Genomic DNA, 23,285 nt, shown 5'->3' with positions numbered 1-23,285 from the left:
CCTACTTCCCCCCGTTGTCCTTCTGATTCCCCTGGCCGCCCTGCTGGTCGTTCTCGGGGGGTGGTCCGTCCCACTGCCAGACACTGCGGTCCTGCCAGGTCGGGCCGGCCACGTCCTGCCACGGCGAGGTGGTGAAGTCCTCCCCGACCTGCTTCCACTGGTCCCCCATCGCGCCCCAGTCCGGCTGCGACGGGTCCGCCTCGAATGTGGGCTTGACCCGGTCCCCGATCTCGCCCCACGACATGTCGGCGGCCTTCTCCCCGTCCGCCAAGCCCTGCTGCGGGTTGTACGACCCGGCGGTGACGGCGACCTCCTTAAGCGAGCCGAGCACGTACTCCTCCTGCTCGTGGTACAGCCCCGCCGACAGGCCCAGCTTCCCCGCGATGTCGTTCGCGTCCTGCATCTTCGAATGAATTGCGAGGGCCCACCGCCCGCAGAACTGGCCGAACACGTCCGCCAGTTCGCCGGATCCCATCTCCATCCCGGACATGATCATGAACTGGAAGCCGTGTCCCTGCTGCGCAGTGATCGAGAAGTAGCCCGTCTCCTCCAGCTCGCGGATCGCCGCGGTCAACCCTTGCTCGACCCGCTTCGCCGACTCTGGGTCGAACTTGTAGCCACTCACGCCGACGCCCCCTCGTCAGAGTCCCCGGTCACCGCCACGTGATCGGGCACGATCCCCTTCACCGGCGGCAGGAGGAAGGCTCCCTCGCTCCCGACATCGACGGCGACGCCGCAGGGCACGCTGATCTCCGCGAGGGTCTCGTCCAGGAGACGAGCACCGTAGACACGGCGGAACTCCCACTGACCGCCCTCACCACGCGCCTGCGCGAACGCCGTCAGCGTATCCGTATCCGTGAACGCGAAGACCCAGCGCAGACCGCCCTGGTCACCTGTGAGGATCCCGCCGTCCCGGATCGGCACCAGCACCAGAGATCTGCGGAACTCACCCAGGGCGGCCTGTGCCTGGGCCAGCGCCCCGTCTGCGTCCTCGATGTCCTCCGACAGCACAAGCGCCCCCTGCATCCCCGTTCGAACAGGCACTCTGACCGTAGCTGACGCCGCACACCCCGCAACAGGTTCCGTCGACGCTGGACTGGTACACAGCGTTCGGCCGAGTCATCCCCGGGGGCAGCGAGTTCGGGTCTCGGCTGCGCCGCCGGATCACGGGTGGGCCGACCGTCCCGGGCCTGGAAGAACCAACTGCCGTTCGTGTCCCCGCGCCCTCAAGCCCTCCAGCTACCGACCGCCACGTCGAGGCTGCCTTCGCGGACAATAGGGCATCGTGCGCTGGATCAAGGGGGCAGTTGGGTGATGCCACAGCCGCCGGCACCTGGCTAGGGGCTCCGTTGAGACATGACCCGGGAGCGAAGCCTCGTATGGCCAGGGATAGTTCAGCTGGAGCTGCGGCAAGTACATAGGTAGGTTGGGGTTGCCCTAACGGAGTTTGGCGGATACGAATACGGATAATCCCAACCGTCAAGTGCGGCTGTCGTTCCTCGGGTAGTCCTGGTCTGGCCACTACTGGGGGTCCGATGTCCGGCCGCACCAAGCGCGAGGCTGCCCATGGGCATCAGTCCGAGCGAACTCGCCGACCTGCGCTGCCGGTTCGAGGTGGTGCCCGGATCTCAAGCCCAGGTGGACCGGGTGATGAGGGCAAGATGCTCGCCCATGCCGTGATCCCGAAGGTCTACTCGTTCCGCAGGGCCCAGGGGCGTGGGTCAGTAGCGGGCGAGCGGCCGGGCGGTCGTGATCGCTGGGATCGGTCGTGTGCGCCCGGTCCGTGCTCTCCGGGGCGGGTCGGAGGTTTTGGCGGCCCGGGAGTTGGCCCGGAGGGGCCGACGGCCGGGGACGGTCAGCCGATCGCCGCAGTGAGTCGGGTGGTCCCGATGTGTCGGAAGATCTTGCGGAGCTTGTGGCAGGAGGCCAGTAGCGTCCCTTCTCCTCGGGCCCCGTCCTCGCCGCGGAGCCGGACCTGGCGGCCGTTCTGGCAGGTCATGATCTGGCCGAAGACGGGTTCGACGATGGCTATTCGGCGGCTGTAGGCCCTCCGGCTGGGCTTGGTCCGCAGCTTGCGGGCCATGCGTTCCTTGAGCGTGGCGTTCGCTGGTATGCGTCCGCGTGGTGCGGGCGGGACCTGTTCGTCATGGGCAAGGCGGCCGGTGGCCATGAACGTGTCGGTGCCGCAGGAAAGTTGGCGGTCCTTCGCGGCTTCGAGGTTGGCTTCGGAGCAGTATCCGGCGTCGACGAGGGCCTGCTTGGGACGGTGGCCGGTGTTGGTTGCGGACTGGTCGAGCATGCGGGTGTAGTTCAGCGCGTCCGAGGGGTTGGTCGTGACGTCGGCGGCGGTGATGACCTGGTGTTTCTCATTGACGACGGCCTGGGCGTTGTATGCCTGGATGTAGGCGCCGTCGCTGTTCTTCATGATCCGTGAGTCGGGGTCGGTGAAGTTGGCCCGGGCCTTGGGCTCGGGCCGTGCCTTGGGGGCGGCCGCCTCGCCCGCGTCGGTGACAGCCTGCTCGTCGCTGGTGCCAGTGCGGTCCTGGCGGCGGCGTTCCTTCTCCTGCGCGTGGCGGCGTGCCTTCTCGGCGGCCTCGGCCTCGATCTGCGCGCGGGCAGCCTGCAGCTTCGCCAGGCGCTTCTCCCGTCGGTCCAGTTCGGCGGGCAGGTCGGTGTCCTTGCCGTCGGGGCCGCAGATCTGGTCCTCGGCTTCGTCGGTGGCCTCCGCATCTGCCAGCAGGGAGGCTGCCTTGGCCTCCAAAGCGGCGATCTCGGCCTCCATCCGCTCTTCTTTGTCGACCAGCCGCGCGTAGCTCATCGCCTTGTGCTTGGAGGCGCTGGCCTCCAGCTCCGTGCCGTCCAGCGCGACGCGGCCCATCTTGACCATGCCGACCTTCAAGGCGAGGTGCAGCGACTGGGTGAACAGGCCGGCGAGCGCGTCCAGGTGGCGGCGGAACCGGGCGATCGAGCGGAAGTCAGGGGCCTGGCCGGCGGCCATGAACCGGAGTGCGACGTCGTCGGAGCACTTGCGCTCGATCGCGCGAGGAGCGGATGCCGGTGGTGTAGCCGTAGATCAGCAGCCGCACCATCAGCCGGGGATCGTAGGGCGGGTAGCCGCGCTTCTCGGTGTAGTCCGCGAGGATCGGCCCGAGGCCGAGCACCTCGTCGACCAGGTCGGCGACGAACCGGGCCAGGTGGTCCTCCGGCAGCCAGTCGTCCAGCGACGGCAGCAGCAGCACCTGGTGCGGGTCGAACGCCCGAAGCGGCTTGTCCACCCCCGCCGCACGACCATGCGGCCGCTTCTTCCCGACCGCTCGGCCTCGAACAGCCCATCCCCTCCACGCATACCAAGACCATCTCGCATCAATGATCACGAAGCGGAGGCGGGTTTCTCCTTACTGACCCACGCTCCTGGCTGCTTCCGGGACTCCGCGTCTGCAACTCCGGTTGACCCGACGCCCGTCACCGCGCGGGACGACCGCAGGCAGCCTTCGCCAGGTCCGGCGGAGAGTTGGCGTCCGTCGAGGCCGTCCCAGATACCCGAAACCTTCCGTGTCCGGGATGTCTGAAGCGCCCCGAGGCGCGGCGTGACAAGAGTCGCATCGACGTCGGGCCCCGATAAGTCGCCATGTCCCGCGAGGGCCGCTTGAACTCGGGCCCTACCGATCAGTAACCCTCGTGATGGGTCGATTTTCCGACACGTGGCGAGAAAAGAACTGCGTGTTAGCGTCCCGTCCGACTGGGGGCGACTGCGCAGAGCGAGAGGGAATTCGTGGGTCACATGCACCACATGGACGGTGGCTGGATCACTCCAGTCCTGTCGTACGCCATGGCCGTCGTCGGCGCGGCGCTGGGATTGCGCTGCACCGTGCGGGCCCTGGCCACCGGGGGGCGGTCCAAGAGGAACTGGCTGATCACCGCGTCGACCGCGATCGGCGCCGGGATCTGGACGATGCACTTCATCGCGATGCTCGGCTACCACGTCGACGGCACCGCGATCCGCTACGACATCCCGCTCACCCTGCTGAGCCTCGTCGTCGCCATCGCCGTCGTCGGTGCCGGTGTGTTCGTCGCCGGCTACGGCGGCTCGCGCGCCCGCTCCGTCCTGCTCGGCGGCCTCGGCGCTGGCCTGGGCGTCGCCGCGATGCACTACATCGGCATGGCCGCCGTGCAGCTCAACGGCGCCATCTCGTACGATCCCGCCCTGGTCGCCGTTTCCGTCGTGATCGCCGTCGTCGCCGCGTCCGCCGCGCTGTGGGCCGCGCTCGCCGTGCGGGGAACCCTGGTCGCCGCCGTCGCCGCGCTGGCGATGGGCCTCGCGGTCAGCAGCATGCACTACACCGGCATGGCCGCGGCGTCCGTGTCCGTGCGCTCCAGCGCCGAGCCTCTCGGGGGCGCCAGCGCGACCGCGTTCATTCTGCCGCTCGCCGTCGTGATCGGCTCGTTCCTCTTCCTGACCTGTGCGTTCGTCGCGCTGTCCCCGACGGCGCGGGAGCGTGCCGAGAGTGAGGCCGCGGCCCGGCCGCTGCACGAGGTGGAGCTCCCGGCGAGCTGACCGGCCGCCTGCACCGCAACTCCCGCACACCTTTTGCCCGGGGCCCGCCCCGTTTCCGCGCCCCCTCAACACTCCTGCCCGTCAAGGAGATCCCTCGTCATGCCAGCACACTTTCCGCTGCCCGAACGGCTGCGCCCCAAATCGATCAGAGCCAAGGTCGTCACCCTGCTGACCGTGCCGGCCGTATCGCTCATGGCGCTGTGGGGCCACGCCGCGGTCACCACCGCGTCCCAGGTCTCGGCCACCGAGCAGCTCAAGGAGGTCAACTCGGCACTGATACAGCCGATTTCGGACTTCACCGACGCCGTGCAGGACGAGCGCGCCGCCGCCCTGAAGTACCGCGCGACCCCCAGCGTCGCCACCCGCGACGACAACGCTGCCGCCAAGTCCCGTACGGACAAGGCGGTCACGGCACTGCGCGCGGGCATCCGCTCCAGCAGCACCGACATCGCCGGCCTGGACGCGACGCTGCCTGACCGCATCGAGCGGCTGCTCAAGAGCGCCGACCGGCTCGCCGGACGCACCGCCCACGGGCCTTCGGCCGCGTTGTCCGACTACAGCGCCATCGTCGACCGGGCCTTCGCGGTGCGGTCCGTGCTCGCCCGCGCCGACCGCACCGAATCTGCGTCCGACACCCGCACCGTGCTCGAACTGGCGCGTGCGCGAGAGGCGTTGAGCCGCCAGGATGCCGTGCTCGGCGCGGCGCAGGCCGGCGGCACCATGACCGACGCCGAGTACCGCGCGTTCGTCGGCGACGTGGCGCTGCAGCGCACCCTCACCAAGAGCGCCGTCCCCGACCTGGGTGCGCAGGACGCCGCTGCCTACCGCACGGTCCTCGACAGTGGCAGGGGCAGCGACCTGATCGCCGCCCAGGAAGCGGTGCTCGACGCCAAAGCCGCCGGCGCCGCCACCGCCGTGCCCGCCGGGCGCTGGCAGTCCGCCGCCGGATACGTCCTGACCGGACTGGCCCGAGCCGAGCGCTCCGCGACCGCCGCGGGATCCACGGCGGAGCCTTACTCCCTTTCCAACCTGGGCAGTTCGGGCCTCGCGGTGATCCTCGGCCTGCTCGGCGTGGTGCTCTCGCTCGTCCTGTCCGTACGTATCGGCCGCGGTCTGGTCACCGACCTCACCGGGCTGCGCAACCGCGCGCTCGATCTGGCCGCGACCCGGCTGCCCTCGGCGATGCGCCGCATCCACAACGGCGAGGACGTCGACCTCGACACTGAGGCGCCGCTCGCCCGCACCCCCATCCGCGACGAAGTCGGCCAGGTCGGCGCGGCCCTGACCACCGTGCAGCGCGCCGCCCTGCGCGCCGTCGCCGGCCGCGCCGCCGTGCTGACCGGTGTGTCCGGCGTCTATGTCAGCCTGGCCCGCCGCAGCCAGGTGCTCCTGCACCGGCAGCTGGACCTCCTGGACACGATGGAGCGCCGCACCGAGAACCCGGCCGACCTGGAAGACCTGTTCCGCCTGGACCATTTGACGAGCCGTATGCGCCGGCACGCCGAGTCGTTGCTCATCCTGTCCGGTTCGGCGCCCGGCCGTGCGTGGCGCAACCCGGTGCCACTGATCGACGCCGTGCGCGCGGGCATCGCCGAAACGGCGGACATCGAACGCGTCCAGCTGCACGACGTCCCCAACCTGCATCTGGCCGGCAGCGCGGTGGCCGACCTGGTGCACCTGGTGGCCGAACTCACCGAGAACTCAGCGCAGTTCTCGCCCCCGCACACCCCGGTGGTGGTGCGCGGCGAGGAGGTCGGCGCCGGTGCCGTCCTGGAGATCGAGGACCGCGGTCTCGGTATGGGCGACGAGGCTCTGGCGGCGGCCAACGGGAAGATCCGCGCCGCCGACATCGACCTGCTCGACTCCCGTCAGCTGGGCCTGTTCGTGGTCAACCGCCTCGCACAACGACTGGGCGCGGAGGTCACCCTGCGTCGTTCGGTCTACGGCGGTGTCACAGCCGTCGTCTTCGTGCCGCAGGAGATCCTCGAGGCCCCGCACCCGGGCCTGCGCCCGCTGCCGGACGAGGCACGGGAGCCCCTGCAGGAACCGGAGCCCGCAGCCGTACGCGACCCGCACCCGGGCACGCCCGTGCATGCCGAGGAAGCAGAACTGTCCGCGCGCGTACGGGAGATGGGCCCCCGGCAGGCAGAGGAGCCGCAATCGGCCGCCCCCGGTCGCGCACCGGAGGCACCCGAACTCCCGCGCCGCAGCCGTACGACGCCGGAAATTCGGCACACACCGGCGCCCGGTCCTGCCCCCGACCCCGCCGTGGACGACACCGCCCGCTGGACCCGACCCGCCCCGGAACCTGAGCCCGAGCCCGATCCCGAACCCGCGACCCAGGACGGTCTGCCGCGCCGCGTCCGCCAGGCGAACCTGGCGCCCGAACTGCGCGAACCCGGGAGGCGGACCGGCGGCGCCGACGACCGGGCGTCGCTGTCGGTCCGCCGCTCCCCGGAGGCTGCCCGCGCGACCATGACGTCCCTGCGCTCCGGCCGCCACCGGGCCCGGGCGGTTCGTCAAGCCCCCTCTTCCCCGCCCGAAGGCGGCCAGGCCGCCGCGACCGAAGAAGGACCCCGATGACCCCGACCTACACCGTCACCAACCTGGGCGGCGCCGACGAACCCGGCAGCGGCGGCCCTGCTGGCGTCGACTGGCTGCTCGACGACCTCGTGGACCGGGTCGCCGAGGTCCGCAGCGCGGTCATGCTGTCCAACGACGGCCTGTGCGTGGGCGCCTCGACGGGCCTGGGCCGCGACGAGTCGGAGCGCTTCGCCGCCATCGCCTCCGGCTTCCACTCCCTGGCCAAGGGCGCGGGCCGGCACTTCGACGCGGGTGGCGTCGTGCAGACCATGGTCGAGCTGCAGGACGGCTTCCTTTTCGTGGTTGCCGCCGGGGACGGTTCCTGCCTGGCCGTCTTCACCGACGGCCACGCCGACATCGGCCTGGTGGCCTACGAGATGGCGTTGCTCGTGGACCGGGTCCGCGAACACCTCGGCGTTCCCACGAGGTCGGACGGCGAGGCCCCATGACGGACGCGCACTCCGATCGGACGGACGCCTGGGCCGACCGCTACGACGACGAGGCGGGCCCGCTCGTCCGCCTCTACGCCATGACGGCGGGCCGGGCCCGCACCGGCAACGGCGCGGAACACGTCGACCTGATGGCGATCGTCCGCACGACGACGGCCACCCCGCAGGTGCACCTGCCGCCCGAACAGCGCAACCTGCTCGCCCTCTGTGACCAAGGCCCGTGCCCCGTAGCGGACTTGGCGTCGGACTCGAGCCTGCCGCTGGGCGTCGTACGCGTCCTGCTGGGCGACCTGGCGGCCCACGGCCTCATCCGCATCACCCCGCCCGACACGACGTCCGGTCCCGGCTCCCGACCGGACGCCCGCCTCCTACGAGAAGTGATCCATGGCCTCCGAGCACTCTGACCGCGCCACCCGCCCCGACTTCACGGCGCTGAAACTGCTGATCGCCGGAGGCTTCGGCGTCGGAAAGACCACGCTGGTGGAGTCGGTGAGCGAGATCCGCCCGCTGCGCACGGAGGAACACCTCACCGAGGCCTCCCGACCGGTGGACGATCTCCAGGGCGTGACCACGAAGACCACCACGACCGTCGCCATGGACTTCGGCCGCATCACCCTCGGCGACGACCTGGCGCTCTACCTCTTCGGCACGCCGGGCCAGGACCGCTTCTGGTTCGTCTGGGACGAGCTGGCCACCGGATGCCTGGGGGCGGTGGTCCTCGCCGACACCCGCCGCCTGGCCGCCTGCTTCCCGGCGGTCGACTACTTCGAGAGCCGCCGGATCCCGTTCATCGTCGCGGTGAACTGTTTCGACGGGATCCGCACCCACACCCCCGAGGCCGTCGCGAGGGCCCTGGACCTGACCCCCGAGACCCCCGTGCTCCTGTGCGACGTACGCGAACACGCCTCGGGCAAGGACGTCCTCATCTCCTTGGTGGAGCACGTCCTGTCCCTCGATACAGCCGGACCGTGAGCGGCTGGTGGACGGCCTTCCAAGGGGCCTATCAGCGCTGAGCGCGTCATCGCTGGTCGTAGCCATGGGCGCCGTACAGCCGGACGAACCGGGCCGCGGTGACCGTCTTGCGGTGCACCAGGCCGCGGGCCCGCCGCTCGTACAGCTCGACGCGCTCCTGCCCGCCCTGCCCCGAACGTTCGTATCCCCGCGCAACCGGGGAGTGTTCCTTGCCGATGCGGGGTGATTCGGCCATGGATCGGCACGCGAGGGCGCGCATTGGCGCCTCGGTGGCCAGCGCGTGCACGTCACCCCGAGGAAACCGGCCATGACAGGCTTGTGTACGACTCGGGACGCCACGGGGACACGTGGACGGCTGCGTGGGGCCGGTGGAGCGCTGCCTGTCAGGTTCGCGGATGCGCCGGGGCATACCCTCCACTCCGCGGCGCCCCCTATGTGGGAGCCGTGGATCGCCTGTCGAGGGCGCGCGGGCCTGAGGTGTGAATTCTGCGGGGCCACCTTCACGAAATCTCCTGCACGGGGTGGCCAAAACGCGTCTTGTTCTGTCAACTCCGAGCACATCAGGGTGGATTGAGCACTTGAGCATCAGGAGTCACAAGCGCGTTGCTTGACCCGGGCGACCGACAAGCCCGGGGCGATGACGGGGGAACTTGATGCGGTGCGCACGGCCGCCGTCGACCGACTAGCGGGCCTGTTTGCGCGCCGCTCCGGAGCACCTCCCTCCCACGTCTCTTGGTGCCTTCATCCCGGTGCCAGAGACAGGGATAAGGAGGGGGAATGCCGATGAGCGCGGTGAGCGCCGCCAAGCCGACGTATCCCGGCGTCTACGTCGAAGAGCTTCCCAGCAGCACCCGCACGATCTCGACCCTGACCACGTCCGTGACCGCCTTCGTGGGTCACACCCGGCGGGGTCCGCTGAACGAGCCGGTACGCGTCACCAGCTTCGCAGAGTTCGAACGCCGCTTCGGCGGCCTGAGCGCCCAGAGCGCCGTTGGCTACGCGGTCCACCAGTTCTTCGGCAACGGCGGCACCGTCGCGGTGATCGTCCGTGTCACCAAGGCCGGCAGCGGCAAGGCCGCTTGCGTCACGCTGGAGTCCACCGAGGGCCGTAGCGAGAGCCGGGTCCTCGAAGTGCACGCCAAGGAGCCAGGCGTCTGGGGCAACGGCCTGCGCGTCGCCGTCGACCACGACACGTCGAACCCTGACGAAACCTTCAACCTGCGCGTCTACGACGCCAAAGGCGAGGCCCGCGAGAGCTTCACCGGGCTGTCCATGGACGCCTCGCACGGCCGCTACGTGCAGACCGTGATCAACGCGGGCTCCCGGCTGATCCGCGTCGAGGTGGTCGGCGAGGGCCGGCCCGACCCGTCCGGTACCGTCTCCAAGCCGTTCGGCGACGAGCTGCCCACCCTGGCCGTCGACCTGACCGTCAAGATCGGTGAGGTGGAGCGCGAGTTCACGCTCTACGACCCGGACTTCGACGGCGAAGCCCCGTGCAGCGTGGCCGAGTTGGCGCTGCTCCTGGAGCGCAGGCTGCGGGCACTGCCCGACGCGCCCGGCAAGCACGCCTTCGCGGGCGCCGAGGTCACCGCCTTCGGCAAGCGCATCCAGGTCGTCGCCGGCTCCGCCGACCCCGAGGACGTCGTCCGCTTCCTCGGCGAATGCGCTAACGACCTGGGCCTGGAGGCCTCGGTCAACCCGCCGGTGTTCCCGCTGGAGGGCGGCGAGGACGGCGAGGCGCCCGGCCCGCGCGACCTCATCGGCAGCGAGGCCGGCAAGACCGGCATCCAGGCGCTGCGCGGCGTCGCCGACATCAACCTCCTTGCCCTGCCTGAGCTGGCGGCGTACGAAAAGATCGAGGATGCGCTCACGGTCGTCTCGGCCGCCCAGCGGCTGTGCGCGGAGCGGCGGATCTTCCTGCTGGTCGACGCGCCGAGCACCTGGGTCAGCGTCGACACCGCACGCGCCGGGCTCGCCGCCTTCGACGCCGTGCGCGGCAACCACGCCGGCCTGTACTTCCCGCACCTCCAGCTCACCGACCCGCTCACCGGGCGGCTGCGTTCCTTCCCGCCGTCCGGTGCGGTCGCGGGCGTCATCGCCCGTACGGACTCCGAGCGCGGCGTGTGGAAGGCGCCGGCCGGCACAGAGGCCCGGCTCGCGGGCGTGCACTCGCTCACGGTCAACCTGACCGACCGCGAAACCGGCCTGCTCAACCCGCTCGGCGTCAACTGCCTGCGCACCTTCCCGGTCACCGGCCCGGTCGTCTGGGGCGCGCGCACGCTGGAGGGCTCGGACGCCCTCGACAGCGAGTGGAAGTACGTCCCCGTGCGGCGGCTCGCGCTGCACGTGGAGGAGAGCCTCCAGCGCGGCCTGCAGTGGGTGGTCTTCGAGCCCAACGACGAGAACCTGTGGCAGCAGATCCGCCTCGCCGCCTCCTCGTACCTGCACACCCTCTTCCGCCAGGGTGCCTTCAAGGGCGGCACACCGCGCGAGGCCTACTTCGTCAAGTGCGACAGCGACACGACGACCGCCGAGGACATCGAGAACGGCATCGTCAACGTCCTGGTCGGCATCGCACCGGTCCGGCCGGCGGAGTTCGTGGTCGTCAAAATCCAGCAGACGTCCGGGCAGTTCGCGCTCTAGGCGCCAGGGAATCTTGGAAAGCTGAAGGAATCCGATGGCTGAGTTCACGGTCAACGCGCATCGCTTCGACCCCTACAAGAACTTCAAGTTCCTTGTCCTGTGGGACGGTCGGACGGTCGCCGGCATCAGCAAGATCAGTCCGCTGAAGCGGACGACGGAGGTCGTCAAGCACCGACATGGAGGCGACCCGTCGTCTCCCCGCAAGTCGCCGGGCCGCTCCGAGTTCGAGGGCATCACCCTGGAGCGCGGGGTCACCCACGACCCGGAGTTCGACCGCTGGGCCAACAAGGTCTGGCAGGTCGGCGCGGGCCTCGGCTCCGAGGTGTCCCTCGCCGACTTCCGCAAGGACATTGTCATCCAGGTCCTCAATGAGGCCGGCCAGGTCGCCGTCTCGCACAAGCTCTACCGGACCTGGCCCAGTGAGTACCAGGTCCTCGGCGAGCTCGACGCCAACGCCAACGCGGTGGCCATCCAGTCGCTGAAGCTCGAGTGCGAGGGCTGGGAGCGGGACTACGAGGTGCCCGAGCCGGAGGAGCCGTCGTTCCTCAACCCGGCGTGAAACGAGGGCAGTTGGGGGATCCGCAGGATTCGAGGGGAGAGATGGCGATCACCGGGGCGGCTGATCTGCTGGTCACCTGGGAGGCGGGGCTCGCCGAGGCTTCGGTCGGGCGGGCGCTGCTGCTGCACCGCACCGCCCGGCCGGACCTCGACGCCGCGAGCCTGCCGGTGCTGCCGGTGGGCGAGAGGGAGGCCGACCTGTTCGCACTGCGCCGGGCCCTGTTCGGGGAGCGGATGCAGGTGCGGATGGAGTGCACGGCGTGCGGGGCGGATATGGAGTTCGACCTGGACGCCGGGGAGTTCGCTCGGTCGCTTGGCGCGCGCGGCGACTCCGTCGTACGGGTACGGCAGGACGGCTGGGACGTCGAGTTCCGGCTGCCCGGCGTCGCCGACCTGACGGCGGCGGCTCGGGCGGCGGATCCGCGTACGGCCCTGCTCGCGCGGTGCCTCGTCTCGGCGGTGCGGGACGGGGCGGACATGGCCGCGGGTGACCTGCCCGCACCCGTGCAGCGCCGGATCGCCGAGGCGGTCGAGGCCGCCGACCCGGGCGCCGACGTGACGCTCAACGTGGCCTGCCCCGAGTGCGGGCAGGCCACCCGGGCCGAGCTCGACATCACCTCCTACCTGTGGACGGAACTGGACGCCTGGGCACGGGACGTGCTGCTCGACGTCCACCTGCTCGCCACCGCCTACGGCTGGACCGAGCCGGAGATCCTGGCGCTCAGCCCGCTGCGGCGCCGCTACTACCTGGAGCTGTGTGCGGATGTCTGACGCTGAGGGGGCGCCGGTTTCCGACTTCCTCGACCGGCTGATCGCCCGGCACGCCCCGGCCGCGGTCGGCCCGCGCCCGGGTGTGGCGCGGGTACGGCCCCGGCTGCCCGGCCCGTTCGAGCGGGTCGAGGCGGTACGGGACACAGCGCCCGAACCGGACGACGGGACCGGCCTGCTGTGGCCCTCCGCCGCTCCGTCCGCCGAACCGCGGCGGGACGTACCACGTCCGGCGGCGGAGGCGCGGCTGCGTACGGAACGGGAGCGGACCGTCGTACACACCGAACGTGCCCCGGCGGAAGGGGACTTGGCGCCGCTGCCCGCCCAGCAGGCGGTGCCCGGGCCGCCGCTGCTGCGTCCCGTCGCGCCGGTCGCGCCGGAGCCGCGGCCCGTGCCCGATGCCGCACGGCGCGCCACGGGCCGGGCGCGGTCGGAGCAGGGCTCCGCCCAGACCGCGGCGTCCGTGCCCATCCCCCCGGGTACGGACGCCGCTTCCCCCGCCGCCGTGTCCACCCCTCTGCGGCCCAGCGCCGCGGACACGGCGGCGGCACGCGACGCCGTACGGCAGGCCGCGGCCCGGCGGCCGGGGCGGGCGCCCGAGCAGGTGGTGCAGGTGCAGATCGGGCGGCTGGAGGTGACGGCGGGTCCGTCGCCGTCCGGCGGCAGCCGGCAGCGGACGCCCGCGACGGGCCGTGCGGGGGCGACCTTGAGCCTGGCGGAGTACCTGGCGCGAGGGCGGGAGTGACATGCGGCACGAGACACACACAGGAACCGAGGAACGGACGTCATGAGCAACGCACTCGCCATCGCGCATGTCACCCAGGCCCTCGCCCTGCTGATCGAGTCCAACCTGGGGCCGGAGTTCGGCGAGGCCGTCAAGGTGGAGCCGCGTAAGCCGCCCGCCGAACCGCCGGCTGAGCCGACTGTCTCCGTGTTCCTCTACCAGGTCACGCCCAACACCTCGCAGCGGGGCAACGACCTGCCGACCCGCGCGGCCGACGGCACGCTGCGCAAGCGGCCCGCCGCCGCGCTGGACCTGCACTACCTGATCAGTGCGTACGGCGAGGAGACGGAGCTGGTCGGCCAGCGGCTGATCGGCGCCGTGGTGCGTGCCCTGCATGAGATACCGGTCCTGCCGAAGGACGTCATCGAACAGGCCGGTGAACGGCCGTACCTGACAGGCAGTAACCTCGTCGAGGCAGTGCAGCGGGTGCGCTTCACGCCCGCGGTGATGGACATCGACGAGACATCGAAGCTGTGGGGGATGCTCCACCAGACGCCCTACTCGCTGTCGGTGGTCTACCAGGCGTCCCTGGTCTTCATCGACGGCCGCGAGACGCCGGTGCCGGCGAAGCCGGTGGAGCGGCCGGAGGTGCGGGTGGTGCCGTTTGGGGCTGAGGGGGCGCCCGTGCCGCCGACAGCGGCTGATGAGACATCAACTCCCGCCTTTCAACAGGCCGTTGAGGGCCCTGCGAAACCCGTCGCGGAGACGCGCGCGAAGGCGCCGGCCAAGACGGCCACCAAGGGCCCCGCCAAGAAGGCACCCGCCAAGACGCCGGCCAAGGCACCGGCGCGCGGCCGCAAGACGGCCCAGCCGAGCACATCGACGAGGGCGCGCGGTACGGAGGCGGGCGGCGGGACCGAGAACGCGGAGAGCTGAGACGACATGACGAGGACGGGGGCGGGTGAGGACATGGGGACGAACGAGCCGGGATCGACGGGAAAACCGGGAGCGGCGGGCGCGCGTGACGGCGGCGCGGCACTGATGGCGGAGATCCGGCGCGTCCTGTCCCGCGTCGACGCCCACGCGGCGGGAGAGGGCCGCCTGGAGGCGGAGCCCGGGCCGGCCGGCACCGCGGTGCCGACGGACGCCTCCGTCACCGAGCCCCTCGACGCCCTCGTGGCCTGCTTCGCCCTCACCCCCTTCGAGCGCGACCTGATCCTCCTCACCGCCGCCGACGAACTGGACCCCACGACCGCCGCCCGCTGCGCCGCGGCCTGCGGCGATCCGCGGCGGGCGTTCCCCACCTTCTCGCTCGCCCTGGCCGCGCTGGCCGAGCCGCACTGGAGCGCGCTCACGCCCGTCGCGCCGCTGCGGCGGTGGCGGATCGTCGAGCTGGACGACGAGTCCCGGCTGACCACGTCCCGGCTGCGGCTCGACGAGCGCATCCTGCACTTCCTGCTGGGCTCGCCCTACCTCGACGCCCGGCTGCACGGCCCTCTGCGCCGCACGCCCGTGCCGGACCGCCTGCCGCCGTCGTACGACCTGGCCGCGAGCCGGGTCGCCGAGGGCTGGACGGTGCTCACGGGCCCGGACACGCCGCCGGTCGTCGAGGTGACGGGCGGGGACCTGCGCAGTCGGGCCGACATCGCCGCCGTCGCGGCAGCCCGTACCGGGCTCGGGGTGTACGCGATGGGCGCCGAGGACATCCCGGCGGACCCCGCCGAGCGCGACGCGCTCGCCCGGCTGTGGCAGCGCGAGGCGATCCTGCTGCCCGCCGCGCTGCTGGTGGAGGTGGGCGACCTGGACCGCGACCAGCGGGCGGCGACCGAGGCGTTCCTGGCCGGGGCCGCCGTACCCGTCGTCGTGTCGAGCGAGGACCCGCTGCGCACGGACCGCCCGCACGGCGCGCGCGTGCCGGTGCCCCGCCTGGACGACGACGAGCAACTCGCCCTCTGGGCCGACGCGTTCCAACCCGTCGCCGACTTGGACGACACCGAACTGCGGTCCCTGATCGCCCAGTTCCAGCTGCCGCCGCACGTCGTACGGTCCGCGGCCGCCACCGTAGGCCGCCGGCTGCCGTACGAGGACCGGTTCGACACCGCCGAACTCGCATGGCGGGCCGGCCTGGAGGAGGCCCGGATCGGCATGGACGAGCTGGGCCGCCGCATTGAACCGCAGGCAGGCTGGGACGACCTGGTCCTCCATGACCGGCAGACGAGCGTGCTGCGCGAGATCGTCGCGCACGTCCGGCAGCGCGCGACTGTCCACCAGGAGTGGGGGTTCGCCGCCACCCTGCGCCGCGGCCTCGGCGTCACCGCGATGTTCGCGGGCGGCTCCGGCACCGGCAAGACGCTCGCCGCAGAGGTCATGGCGAAGGAGCTCGGCCTGGACCTGTTCGTCATCGACCTTTCGCAGGTGGTGAGCAAGTACATCGGTGAGACGGAGAAGAACCTCCGCCGGGTCTTCGACGCTGCCGAACGCGGCGGCGCGCTGCTGCTGTTCGACGAGGCAGATGCGCTGTTCGGCAAGCGCAGCGAGGTCAAGGACAGCCACGACCGCTACGCCAACCTCGAAGTGAGCTACCTGCTGATGCGCATGGAGGCCTACCGGGGCCTCGCCATCCTCACCACCAACATGAAGAAGGCCCTCGACACGGCCTTTCTGCGGCGTATCCGCTTCGTCGTCGACTTCCCCTTCCCGGCGGAACACGAGCGCGCCGAGATCTGGCGCAGGGTGCTGCCGTCCCAGGCCCCGGTGAAGGACATCGACGCGGACCTCCTCGCCCAGCTCACCGTCGCGGGCGGCTCGATCCGCAACATCGCGCTGTCCGGCGCGTTCCTCGCCGCTGAGGAGGGCGACCGGCTGCAGATGCGGCACATGCTCGCGGCGGCCCGCACGGAGTATCTGAAGCTGGAGCGCTCCCTGACGCCGACGGAGGTTCGCGGATGGGTGTGATCAGGGAACCGAGCGAGATCCGGGTGGAGATCGGTGAACTCGCCCTCCAGGGCTTCCGGGTGGATCCGGAGCGGGTCTCGGCCGAGTTCGGGCGCGAGCTGACCCGGCTGGTCCGCACCCACGGCGTCCCGCTGGCGGCGGACGGCACCCTCACCGTCGACGCACTCGTCGGCCTGCCGCCGCTGCCCGCCGGCCTGTCCGCCCGCCGCCTCGGCCAGGAACTGGCCCGTGCGGTGCACGAGGGTCTCAGCGGCCACGGGGAGGTGACCCGGTGAACTCCCAGTCGCAGGAGGCCCGTTCCGAGCAGACGGCCGAACAGCGCCGCCGCAAGCGCAAGGAACGCGCCGCGAAGTCCCGAACCCCGGAGCCCAAGGACGTCGTCAGCGGCGCCGGACAGCCCCTCGACCCCGGCACGCGAAGGGAGTTGGAGGAGAGGCTCGGCCACGACCTGAGCCGCGTACGCCTGCACACCGGCCAAGACGCCCGACACCTGACGGACCTGCTCGGCGCGGACGCGGTCGCCGTCGGCCAGGACATCTTCTTCGCCGAGGGCACCTTCAAGCCCGGCACCGACGAGGGCCGCCGCCTCCTCGCCCACGAACTCCTGCACACTGTCCAGAACCCGCACGGCCTCGGCACACTGCGCGCAGGCCGCGAACTCGGCGCGGTGAGCCTGCCGCAGCAGGCCATCGAGCGGGAGGCGGAGTCGGCGGCGCAGGATCTCGTACGGCAGCCGGAGCCCGGGGCCGCCGAGCAGCCGGAGGTCGAGCAGGGACAGGCCACGCCTGGCTGGCTGCGGTACGCCACCGTCGACGCCGACCGCCGCCGTATGGAGCAACTGGACCCGGCGACCGTCGTCGACCGCATGGCCAACACCCTCCTGCGCACCCTGCGCGGTGACCCGGAGGACCGGTCGGGGCGGGTGCGGCTGCGGCTCGCGCGGATGGCGCCGCAGGTCCAGGACATCGTGCTCGACCGGCTGGAACTGCGGCTGCCCACCCCCGTACTCGACCGGCTGCTGGAGGCCGTGGAGGAGACGGAGCAGGCCGGGCCGCTGCCGATGGAGTCCGTTGCGGCGCCGTTGGCCGTGCCCGGTGCCGCGGAGGACGTCGAGGAGGAGCGCGAGCGGGCCTCGGCCGAGGAGCGGCAGGAGGAGGGCGAGCGGGCGGACGGGCCTCGGGAGGGGGACGGCCGACAGGAGGGGGACGGGCGGACCGAGCCTGGCGATGGTCGGGACGAGGACGCCCCGGACGCCGCGGAGCGGGAGGGCGGCGCGCCCGGCGGGCAGGGTGGTGCCCGGGACCGCGAGGAGTCAGCCGGACGGCAGCAGGAACGGTCCCAGGACCGGCAGGAGGAACGGAATGCCTCCGGCGAGGGCGCACAGAAGGACGCCGCGGACGAGCGCAAGGACTCGGCGAACACCGAGAAGGAGCAGAAGGAGCAGGACCAGAGCGAGGAGCGGCAGGCGCAGGAGGAGGCGGACGGGGCTCAGGAGGAGGCCGCGCCGGAACCGGAGAAGCAGGCCGGTGAGCAGGAGCAGCGGCAGGCCGAGGCCGCCCGGCACCAGGCCCCCGTCCCGGCGGCGGTGGACCGGAGTGGGGCGGAGCCGGGCGAGAAGTTGCGCACCGGCGGCGACACCGGTGCGGCCCGCACCGTGGGTGACCCGGAGAACGAACAGGAAGCCGACGACGAGCCGTTGGGGCTGGAGTCGGAGTCCGCCGAGGACGACGCCGAGCCGGGCGCCGAGGGGGAGGCGGGCGACGGCCGCGCATCCGATGCCGACACCGCGCCGTCGGGCGAGGACACAGCGAACGACCCACGGCTGTTCGAGCGGCGAAAGAGGGGAGCGCCCCGTGCGCCGGCCCTTTCGTTCTCCGACGGCCCGTCGGTTTCGAAAGAGGCCCAGGACCCTGCGGAACCCGAGACCGCCCCCGACAGCGCTGCGCGCACGGACGAGGACGACGCCGAGGGCCGGGCCGTCCAGGAGCTCATGGACGGCATGACCGCGGACCAGGACTCCGCGGCAGACGGGGACAGCCCGGCAAGGGACATGGCGTCGGCGGGTGTCGGAGCTGTGGGAACGTCCACGGCGGTCGCGGGTAAGGACGCGGACAAGGAGCGGACGGAAGAACGCCAGGAGGACGCCGAGGCCACGCGGCGCGACGAGGAGGCACGCGCCGCTGACGGTGCCGGACGGGACACCGCACCCGCTCCCGGTGAGGCGGCCGGGCCCCAGCAGTTGGCCAAGGCGGATGAGGACGCCCGTACCCAGACGGCGGGTTCACCGTCGGGCACCCAGGGCGCGTCGGACGGCGGGAGCCGCGGCGAAGGCGCAGGCAGGACGGCAGCGGAGGCGGGCGCCCCGGGCCGGAGCGGGACGGAGACCGGCGCAGGCACCGGGAAGGGGACGGACCAGCAGTCGGGCAAGGGCACGGACCAGGCCGAGAACGCGACGGGCCGGGACGGGAACGGCACGGACCAGGGCAAGGGCGGCACCCGGCCCGCCCCGACCACGCCCGCTCCTGGCGACCAGGACGTGTCCGAAGGCAACGGCAACGCCACGTCTCCCGGCCCCGTGACCGGCCCCGACAAGGTCTCCACCCCGGGACCCGTCGCCGCCCCGAAACTGGCACCGGGCAACGGTCCCTCTCCCATGTCCGCCGGACCGGAGGCGAGGACCAACGCTCCCAAGGCCACCGAAGCACCGGCATCCGGCGGTTCGACGGGCTCGCGCGCCCGGCCGACGGGCAGCAAGCGGCAGGCGGCACGGCAGGTGGCGAAGACCGCTCGCAGGAGCGGCGGGGGCGGCGGCCGTACGGCATCCGCACCCGCACCCGTTCGGGCCGGTGGCCGCGGCGGAGGTCGTAGCGCCCCGGCCGGCGGATCGAAGCCCAAGAAGGAGGCGCCGGCCCCGGACGTCTCCAACGCCACACCCGAGTCGGGCCTGGCGACGGCGGGATCGCTCAAGCCGCACCAGGCGTTGGAGACGCTGAAGGGCGTTGACGGCGCCGTGGGCCGTTCGGTCGAGAAGGAGCGCTCGACGCTGCGCAAGGCGCCGCCGAAGACGCAGCGGCCGTCCGGTTCACCGCGCACGGTGCCCGGCGGTCCGACGCCGGCGGCCCCCGGCACGTACACCAACGCGAAGGTGGCCCGCACCGAGGCGGCAGCCGGCAAGACTCCCGAGATCGCCGGCGAGCAGAAGCCGGAAGGCGAGGTCCCGGGCGCGAACGTGCCGGAGCCGAGCTGGTGGGACATCGCCCTCACCGTCGGCGCCCAGCTGTTCGGCAAGCTCCTGAAGGAGATCCTCCCGCTCGACGACCTGATCGACTCCATCCTCGGGCTCCCGACCAAGGACGAGGGCCTGCAGAAGGCCAAGGTGGGCGATGCCCCCGGACTGCCGCTGGAGAACGACTCCGACCCGCAGCGCACCGACGAACAGGGCCAGAAGCTCGACGAGCGGAAGACCGAGCTGCATCAGTCGGGCCGTGCGGACGCCGCCCTGCCGATGGGTGAGGACCAGCTCTATCCGGACGTTCCCAAGGAGACCCTGACCGGCAAGGTGCCCGGCGGGAAGAAGGGCGGGAAGGCGAGCGGCCCGCGTTCGGTGTCCGGCGGCGTGCCCATCGAGTCCGCCTCCGCTGTCGCCGAACACGACCGCGGCCCGCAGATCCAGGCCGGCTTCGCCGAGGGCCGGCAGAAGATGGGCCAGGAGCGTCAGGCCAAGGACAGGAAGGCGACGGACGACCGCAAGCAGCACGACGAGGACCTCAAGCGCGAGGTCGACGCCAGCAGCAAGAAGCAGGCCGGCGCCCGTGACAAGGGCCGCTCCGACATCTCCGACTCCCGCGATCAGTGGCGCAAGGAGCAGGACGACAAGGTCGCGGAGATCGACGACAAGAAGGGCAAGAAGTACGACAAGGTCCGCGAGGACATCAAGAAGAAGGAAGAGGACACCGACAAGGACGTCGACAAGCGCACCGAGGACGACAACAAGAAGATCGAGACGGAACAGACCAATGCCGAGCAGGACGCGGAGAAGAAGCAGAACGAGGGCAAGGACGACGCCGACAACTGGCTCGAAGAGGCCATCGAGAAGCTGAAGGAGTTCTTCGAGGGGCTCAAGAACGCCATCAAGGGCATCTTCGAGAAGGCCCGCCAGGCTGTCACCGACCTCATCGACAAGTTCAAGCAGCAGGTCTTCAAGCTCATCGACGACGCCCGCAATTGGGTCATCGACCAGATCAACACCTTCGCCGACGCCCTGATCGCCCTCGGTGACGAACTCCTCGCCGACTACCCGGCGATGCGCGACAAGTGGCGCAACACCATCGACGGCGCGCGCGACTGGGCTGTGCAGAAGGTCAACGAGTTCGCCGACGCCCTCAAGGAGGTCGCCGGGAAGCTGCTCGACGGGCTGTGCGGCGCGCTGCTCGCCGGCCTCGACATGCTGGAGACCGGACTGCTGGCGGCCGTCGACGTCGCCGAGTCCGTCACTGTCGGCGCCCTGGAGTTCGGTGCCGCCGTTGTGGCGGGCCTCGGTGAGTGGGCGGCCATCTTCAACGACATCGTCTCCGACCCCGGCGACTGGATCAGCAAGGCCGGCGCGGCAGCGGAGACGGGCGCCAAGGAACACCTCTTCAACGAGATCAAGACCGCGGTCAAGGCCTGGTTCAACCAGAAGGTCCAGGAGATCATCGGCATCCCGATGGAGGACTTCCAGGCCCTGATCGACGGCGGCGTCACGGTCGACCAGATGGCCCAGATGGCCTGGGACGAGGCGGTGCCCCAACTGCCCTTCATCATCGGCGTCCTGGTCGTCGAGAAGGTTGTCGCCAAGCTGATCCCCGGCGCCGGCTGGGTGATGGCGGTCATCGACGCGCTCCAGACAGCATGGGGCGCACTCAGCGAAATCCTGGCCGCCTTCGGCCTGTTCATGGACTTCCTGAAGTCAGTCAAGAGCGGCAACGGCGCGCTCCCCTTCGCGAAGGCGGTGGCGGCCGGTGTCGTGGCCCTGCTGGAGCTCGTCTACACGTTCCTGATCGAGGGCGTCAGCAGGTTCATGGGCAAGGTCGCCGAACGGCTCGGCGACATGCTGAAGAACCTCCGCACGAAGAAGGACAAGCCGGGTCAGCCGGACGCGCCGGGCCAGCCGTCCGCACCGAACAAACCCAAGGACGACAAGCCCAAGGACGACGACCCCAAGGACACGGACAAGCCCGCCGACCGCCCGGCCCCGCGCAAGCCCTCGCCGGACAAGACGTCCCGTCCCCCGTCCAAGCCCCGCCCCGGAAAGCGCTCCTCCCCGGAGAAGAAGCCGCGCCCCTCGCACACGACCAGGCCGAAGAAGCGTCGCGACGACGACGAACGCCGCGAGGAGGGCCGCGATGTCGACGCGGCCAGGCGGAAAGCGAAGGACGCGGAAAAGAGGACGCGCGAGGAGGGCCGGGACGGCCGCACCGCCGGCCGGCGCGGTCCGGCCCGCGACACGCTCCGCCCCGACCGGCGCCGTCCTGGCACAGACCGTAAGGACGACCGGGACCGGGACCGCGATCCCAGCAGTACACGTCCGGGTGATCGGCGCCCCGACGACAAGCGACGCACGGACGACCGCAGTCCGGGTCGCGACCGCAAGGACGACCAGCGTCGCGACACCGACCGGGACCGTCCGCGCCGGGTCCGGCGTGCCCGCCAGACCGTCAAGTCGGCCGCCAACAGGGCCCGTCGGGCCGCCCGCAAGCTCTACGGCAAGGCCCGCCGCCGGCTGGGCAGTCGCCTGAACGACCGGCTGCGGCGTCTGCGGGACCGGTGGCGCAAGCGCAGGGACCGGACGCGCGACGACCGTACCCGCCGTCCGGGCCGGGACCGTCGCCGGGACCGGCGCGACGACACCAAGGAGTCGGTGGACCTGCCGCAGGTGCGGTACGCCGACGCCGACGACGGTGAGGGGCACACGCTGCGGTTCCACGGCCGGGGCCCGCGCGCCCCCCTGTACATCCACAGCACGCCGAAGGAAGTGCCGCCATTCATGGCGGAATGGCGCAAGGACCTTGAGCGGCCGGAGGCCAAGAAGGACAAGGCGAAGCAGCAGAGGTACGTGGACGCGGCCGACAACGAGTACCAGGAAGCGCTGAAGATCCAGGCGAGGATCCCGGTGGAGACCGACAAGGAGAAGAAGAAGCGGGAGGTCGACAAGAACAAGAGGGACCTGGCGCGGCAGATGAAGAAGTTCGCCAACGAGGCCCGCAACCGGCTCTATTTCGATATTCCCGAAGAACAACTCCAGTCCTTCTCCAACCTGTCGCTCGGCCCCAAGCAGCGGAGGCTGGATGAGGACCACGAGTCCAAGTTCATCGGCACGCCGTCGAAGACGGTCTTCGGAGGCGGCGGTGAGGATGCCAACCAGGCCCCCTTTGGGCAGCCGCCCGGCTGGATCGATGATGTGGTGAACCGAGGGTTGAGTGAAGGATCCCGCTGGGTCCGTATGCATCTGCTGCCGGAACGGATCGGAGGAAAGGCCAGGGGCAACAACCTGGTTCCGGCGCGCGGTCCGGAGACGAACATCAAGGCCCGGGAAGGAGTCGAGGATCAGGCTTACAGTGCGATCGGGGACACGGAAACCCTCATTTGGTACCACTCCGGAGCGAAGTTCAACCACCCGGACTGGCCGCATCTGCCGAGCTACATCTATGCGAAGTTCGGCGGTTACGACAAGGTCGGCGGCACCGGAAAGAGCAGGGACGACTGGCGGGAAAAGGGCTTGACGAAGCCCTGGGACCAGAGCCCCGATCCGATCGCGGCGAACGAGAAGAATCGCCTGTCCATCAACACGGTTGGCGGCCCGACTGTCCAGGTCAGGCTCCTCGGAGGCCTGTACCCGCGTCTTGCGGACCACTTCCTCGACGCGCGCAATGAGATGCACGACAAAGGCATACGCTTCACGCGGGAAGGCGGCAAGGCGCAGCTGAGAACGGTGATGAAGAACTTCGCGAAGGGCACCAAGATCTCCTTGGCGGGGCTGGAAGACATGGTGAAGAATTACGGCGAGTTGATCAGGGCAAACGAAGTGAACTGGAATTAG

At 71.1% G+C, this 23,285-nt stretch carries 16 protein-coding genes and 1 pseudogene; 13 read left to right on the top strand and 4 right to left on the bottom strand.

Features of this window, described 5'->3' with window-relative positions; translation table 11 throughout:
• Nucleotide 1: 1 nt before the first annotated feature.
• From ACSMXV_RS04685 to ACSMXV_RS04675, 3 genes and pseudogenes are all read right to left on the bottom strand, one after another.
• Complete coding sequence (locus tag ACSMXV_RS04685; protein WP_473176433.1) at nucleotides 2-625, bottom strand: hypothetical protein; 624 nt, start codon at nucleotides 623-625, stop codon at nucleotides 2-4.
• Nucleotides 622-1,044, bottom strand: coding sequence for a hypothetical protein (locus ACSMXV_RS04680; protein ID WP_473176432.1), 423 nt, complete (start codon nucleotides 1,042-1,044; stop codon nucleotides 622-624). The genes ACSMXV_RS04685 and ACSMXV_RS04680 overlap by 4 nt, the downstream gene beginning before the upstream one ends.
• Nucleotides 1,045-1,855: 811 nt before the next feature.
• A pseudogene (locus ACSMXV_RS04675) lies at nucleotides 1,856-3,275 on the bottom strand (IS1182 family transposase).
• 497 nt (nucleotides 3,276-3,772) lie between these two features.
• Here ACSMXV_RS04675 and ACSMXV_RS04670 point away from each other — a divergent pair.
• The 5 genes from ACSMXV_RS04670 to ACSMXV_RS04650 all read left to right on the top strand — a co-directional run bounded on the left by ACSMXV_RS04670 (nucleotide 3,773) and on the right by ACSMXV_RS04650 (nucleotide 8,559).
• Nucleotides 3,773-4,555 (top strand): MHYT domain-containing protein, encoded by a 783-nt coding sequence (locus ACSMXV_RS04670; RefSeq protein WP_473176431.1) that lies wholly within the window; start codon nucleotides 3,773-3,775, stop codon nucleotides 4,553-4,555.
• A gap of 99 nt (nucleotides 4,556-4,654) precedes the next feature.
• Nucleotides 4,655-7,138: a sensor histidine kinase gene (locus tag ACSMXV_RS04665; protein ID WP_473176430.1), complete on the top strand. Its 2,484-nt coding sequence runs from the start codon at nucleotides 4,655-4,657 to the stop codon at nucleotides 7,136-7,138.
• Nucleotides 7,135-7,587 (top strand): roadblock/LC7 domain-containing protein, encoded by a 453-nt coding sequence (locus ACSMXV_RS04660; protein ID WP_473176429.1) that lies wholly within the window; start codon nucleotides 7,135-7,137, stop codon nucleotides 7,585-7,587. Before ACSMXV_RS04665 ends, ACSMXV_RS04660 begins: the two co-directional genes overlap by 4 nt.
• The gene (locus ACSMXV_RS04655; protein WP_473176428.1) at nucleotides 7,584-7,991 is read left to right on the top strand and encodes a DUF742 domain-containing protein; all 408 of its coding nucleotides are present in this window, start codon (nucleotides 7,584-7,586) and stop codon (nucleotides 7,989-7,991) included. The genes ACSMXV_RS04660 and ACSMXV_RS04655 overlap by 4 nt, the downstream gene beginning before the upstream one ends.
• On the top strand, nucleotides 7,972-8,559 hold the full coding sequence (locus ACSMXV_RS04650) for a GTP-binding protein (RefSeq protein WP_473176427.1): 588 nt from the start codon (nucleotides 7,972-7,974) through the stop codon (nucleotides 8,557-8,559). The genes ACSMXV_RS04655 and ACSMXV_RS04650 overlap by 20 nt, the downstream gene beginning before the upstream one ends.
• 46 nt (nucleotides 8,560-8,605) lie before the next feature.
• On the opposite strand, the gene ACSMXV_RS04645 is transcribed toward ACSMXV_RS04650, so the two are convergent.
• The gene (locus ACSMXV_RS04645) at nucleotides 8,606-8,794 is read right to left on the bottom strand and encodes a hypothetical protein (protein WP_473176426.1); all 189 of its coding nucleotides are present in this window, start codon (nucleotides 8,792-8,794) and stop codon (nucleotides 8,606-8,608) included.
• 542 nt (nucleotides 8,795-9,336) lie between these two features.
• On the opposite strand from ACSMXV_RS04645, the gene ACSMXV_RS04640 reads away from it, so the two are divergent.
• Genes ACSMXV_RS04640 through ACSMXV_RS04605 form a run of 8 tightly spaced genes read left to right on the top strand, consistent with a single transcriptional unit; the run spans nucleotide 9,337 to nucleotide 23,285 of the window.
• The gene (locus tag ACSMXV_RS04640) at nucleotides 9,337-11,202 is read left to right on the top strand and encodes a phage tail sheath subtilisin-like domain-containing protein (protein ID WP_473176425.1); all 1,866 of its coding nucleotides are present in this window, start codon (nucleotides 9,337-9,339) and stop codon (nucleotides 11,200-11,202) included.
• Between the two features lie 34 nt (nucleotides 11,203-11,236).
• Nucleotides 11,237-11,761, top strand: a complete 525-nt coding sequence (locus ACSMXV_RS04635) for a phage tail protein (RefSeq protein ID WP_004003113.1) — start codon at nucleotides 11,237-11,239, stop codon at nucleotides 11,759-11,761.
• 41 nt (nucleotides 11,762-11,802) lie between these two features.
• Entirely contained in the window at nucleotides 11,803-12,531 is a 729-nt protein-coding gene (locus ACSMXV_RS04630; RefSeq protein WP_473176424.1) for a T4 family baseplate hub assembly chaperone, read from the top strand.
• Nucleotides 12,524-13,273 (top strand): hypothetical protein, encoded by a 750-nt coding sequence (locus ACSMXV_RS04625; protein WP_473176423.1) that lies wholly within the window; start codon nucleotides 12,524-12,526, stop codon nucleotides 13,271-13,273. The genes ACSMXV_RS04630 and ACSMXV_RS04625 overlap by 8 nt, the downstream gene beginning before the upstream one ends.
• Before the next feature lie 42 nt (nucleotides 13,274-13,315).
• Nucleotides 13,316-14,188: a Pvc16 family protein gene (locus ACSMXV_RS04620; RefSeq protein ID WP_473176422.1), complete on the top strand. Its 873-nt coding sequence runs from the start codon at nucleotides 13,316-13,318 to the stop codon at nucleotides 14,186-14,188.
• Between the two features lie 33 nt (nucleotides 14,189-14,221).
• Nucleotides 14,222-16,207: an ATP-binding protein gene (locus tag ACSMXV_RS04615; RefSeq protein WP_473179235.1), complete on the top strand. Its 1,986-nt coding sequence runs from the start codon at nucleotides 14,222-14,224 to the stop codon at nucleotides 16,205-16,207.
• Entirely contained in the window at nucleotides 16,198-16,482 is a 285-nt protein-coding gene (locus ACSMXV_RS04610) for a hypothetical protein (protein ID WP_473176421.1), read from the top strand. Before ACSMXV_RS04615 ends, ACSMXV_RS04610 begins: the two co-directional genes overlap by 10 nt.
• Nucleotides 16,479-23,285 carry an eCIS core domain-containing protein gene (locus ACSMXV_RS04605; protein WP_473176420.1) on the top strand — a complete coding sequence of 2,269 codons (6,807 nt, stop codon included), beginning with the start codon at nucleotides 16,479-16,481 and terminating at the stop codon, nucleotides 23,283-23,285. The genes ACSMXV_RS04610 and ACSMXV_RS04605 overlap by 4 nt, the downstream gene beginning before the upstream one ends.

It is taken from the genome of Streptomyces sp. DSM 42067 (genome assembly GCF_055792885.1).
The sequence above is the reverse complement of the archived record's forward strand: the minus strand, read 5'-3'. Positions and strand labels throughout refer to the sequence as shown.

Coding starts and splice junctions, on each gene's coding strand:
- ACSMXV_RS04635 (WP_004003113.1), top strand. CDS start 11,237: ATGGCTGAGTTCACGGTCAACGCGCATCGCTTCGACCCCTACAAGAAC.
- ACSMXV_RS04650 (WP_473176427.1), top strand. CDS start 7,972: ATGGCCTCCGAGCACTCTGACCGCGCCACCCGCCCCGACTTCACGGCG.
- ACSMXV_RS04660 (WP_473176429.1), top strand. CDS start 7,135: ATGACCCCGACCTACACCGTCACCAACCTGGGCGGCGCCGACGAACCC.
- ACSMXV_RS04615 (WP_473179235.1), top strand. CDS start 14,222: ATGGGGACGAACGAGCCGGGATCGACGGGAAAACCGGGAGCGGCGGGC.
- ACSMXV_RS04640 (WP_473176425.1), top strand. CDS start 9,337: ATGCCGATGAGCGCGGTGAGCGCCGCCAAGCCGACGTATCCCGGCGTC.
- ACSMXV_RS04625 (WP_473176423.1), top strand. CDS start 12,524: ATGTCTGACGCTGAGGGGGCGCCGGTTTCCGACTTCCTCGACCGGCTG.
- ACSMXV_RS04645 (WP_473176426.1), bottom strand. CDS start 8,794: ATGGCCGAATCACCCCGCATCGGCAAGGAACACTCCCCGGTTGCGCGG.
- ACSMXV_RS04655 (WP_473176428.1), top strand. CDS start 7,584: ATGACGGACGCGCACTCCGATCGGACGGACGCCTGGGCCGACCGCTAC.
- ACSMXV_RS04620 (WP_473176422.1), top strand. CDS start 13,316: ATGAGCAACGCACTCGCCATCGCGCATGTCACCCAGGCCCTCGCCCTG.
- ACSMXV_RS04610 (WP_473176421.1), top strand. CDS start 16,198: ATGGGTGTGATCAGGGAACCGAGCGAGATCCGGGTGGAGATCGGTGAA.
- ACSMXV_RS04665 (WP_473176430.1), top strand. CDS start 4,655: ATGCCAGCACACTTTCCGCTGCCCGAACGGCTGCGCCCCAAATCGATC.
- ACSMXV_RS04630 (WP_473176424.1), top strand. CDS start 11,803: ATGGCGATCACCGGGGCGGCTGATCTGCTGGTCACCTGGGAGGCGGGG.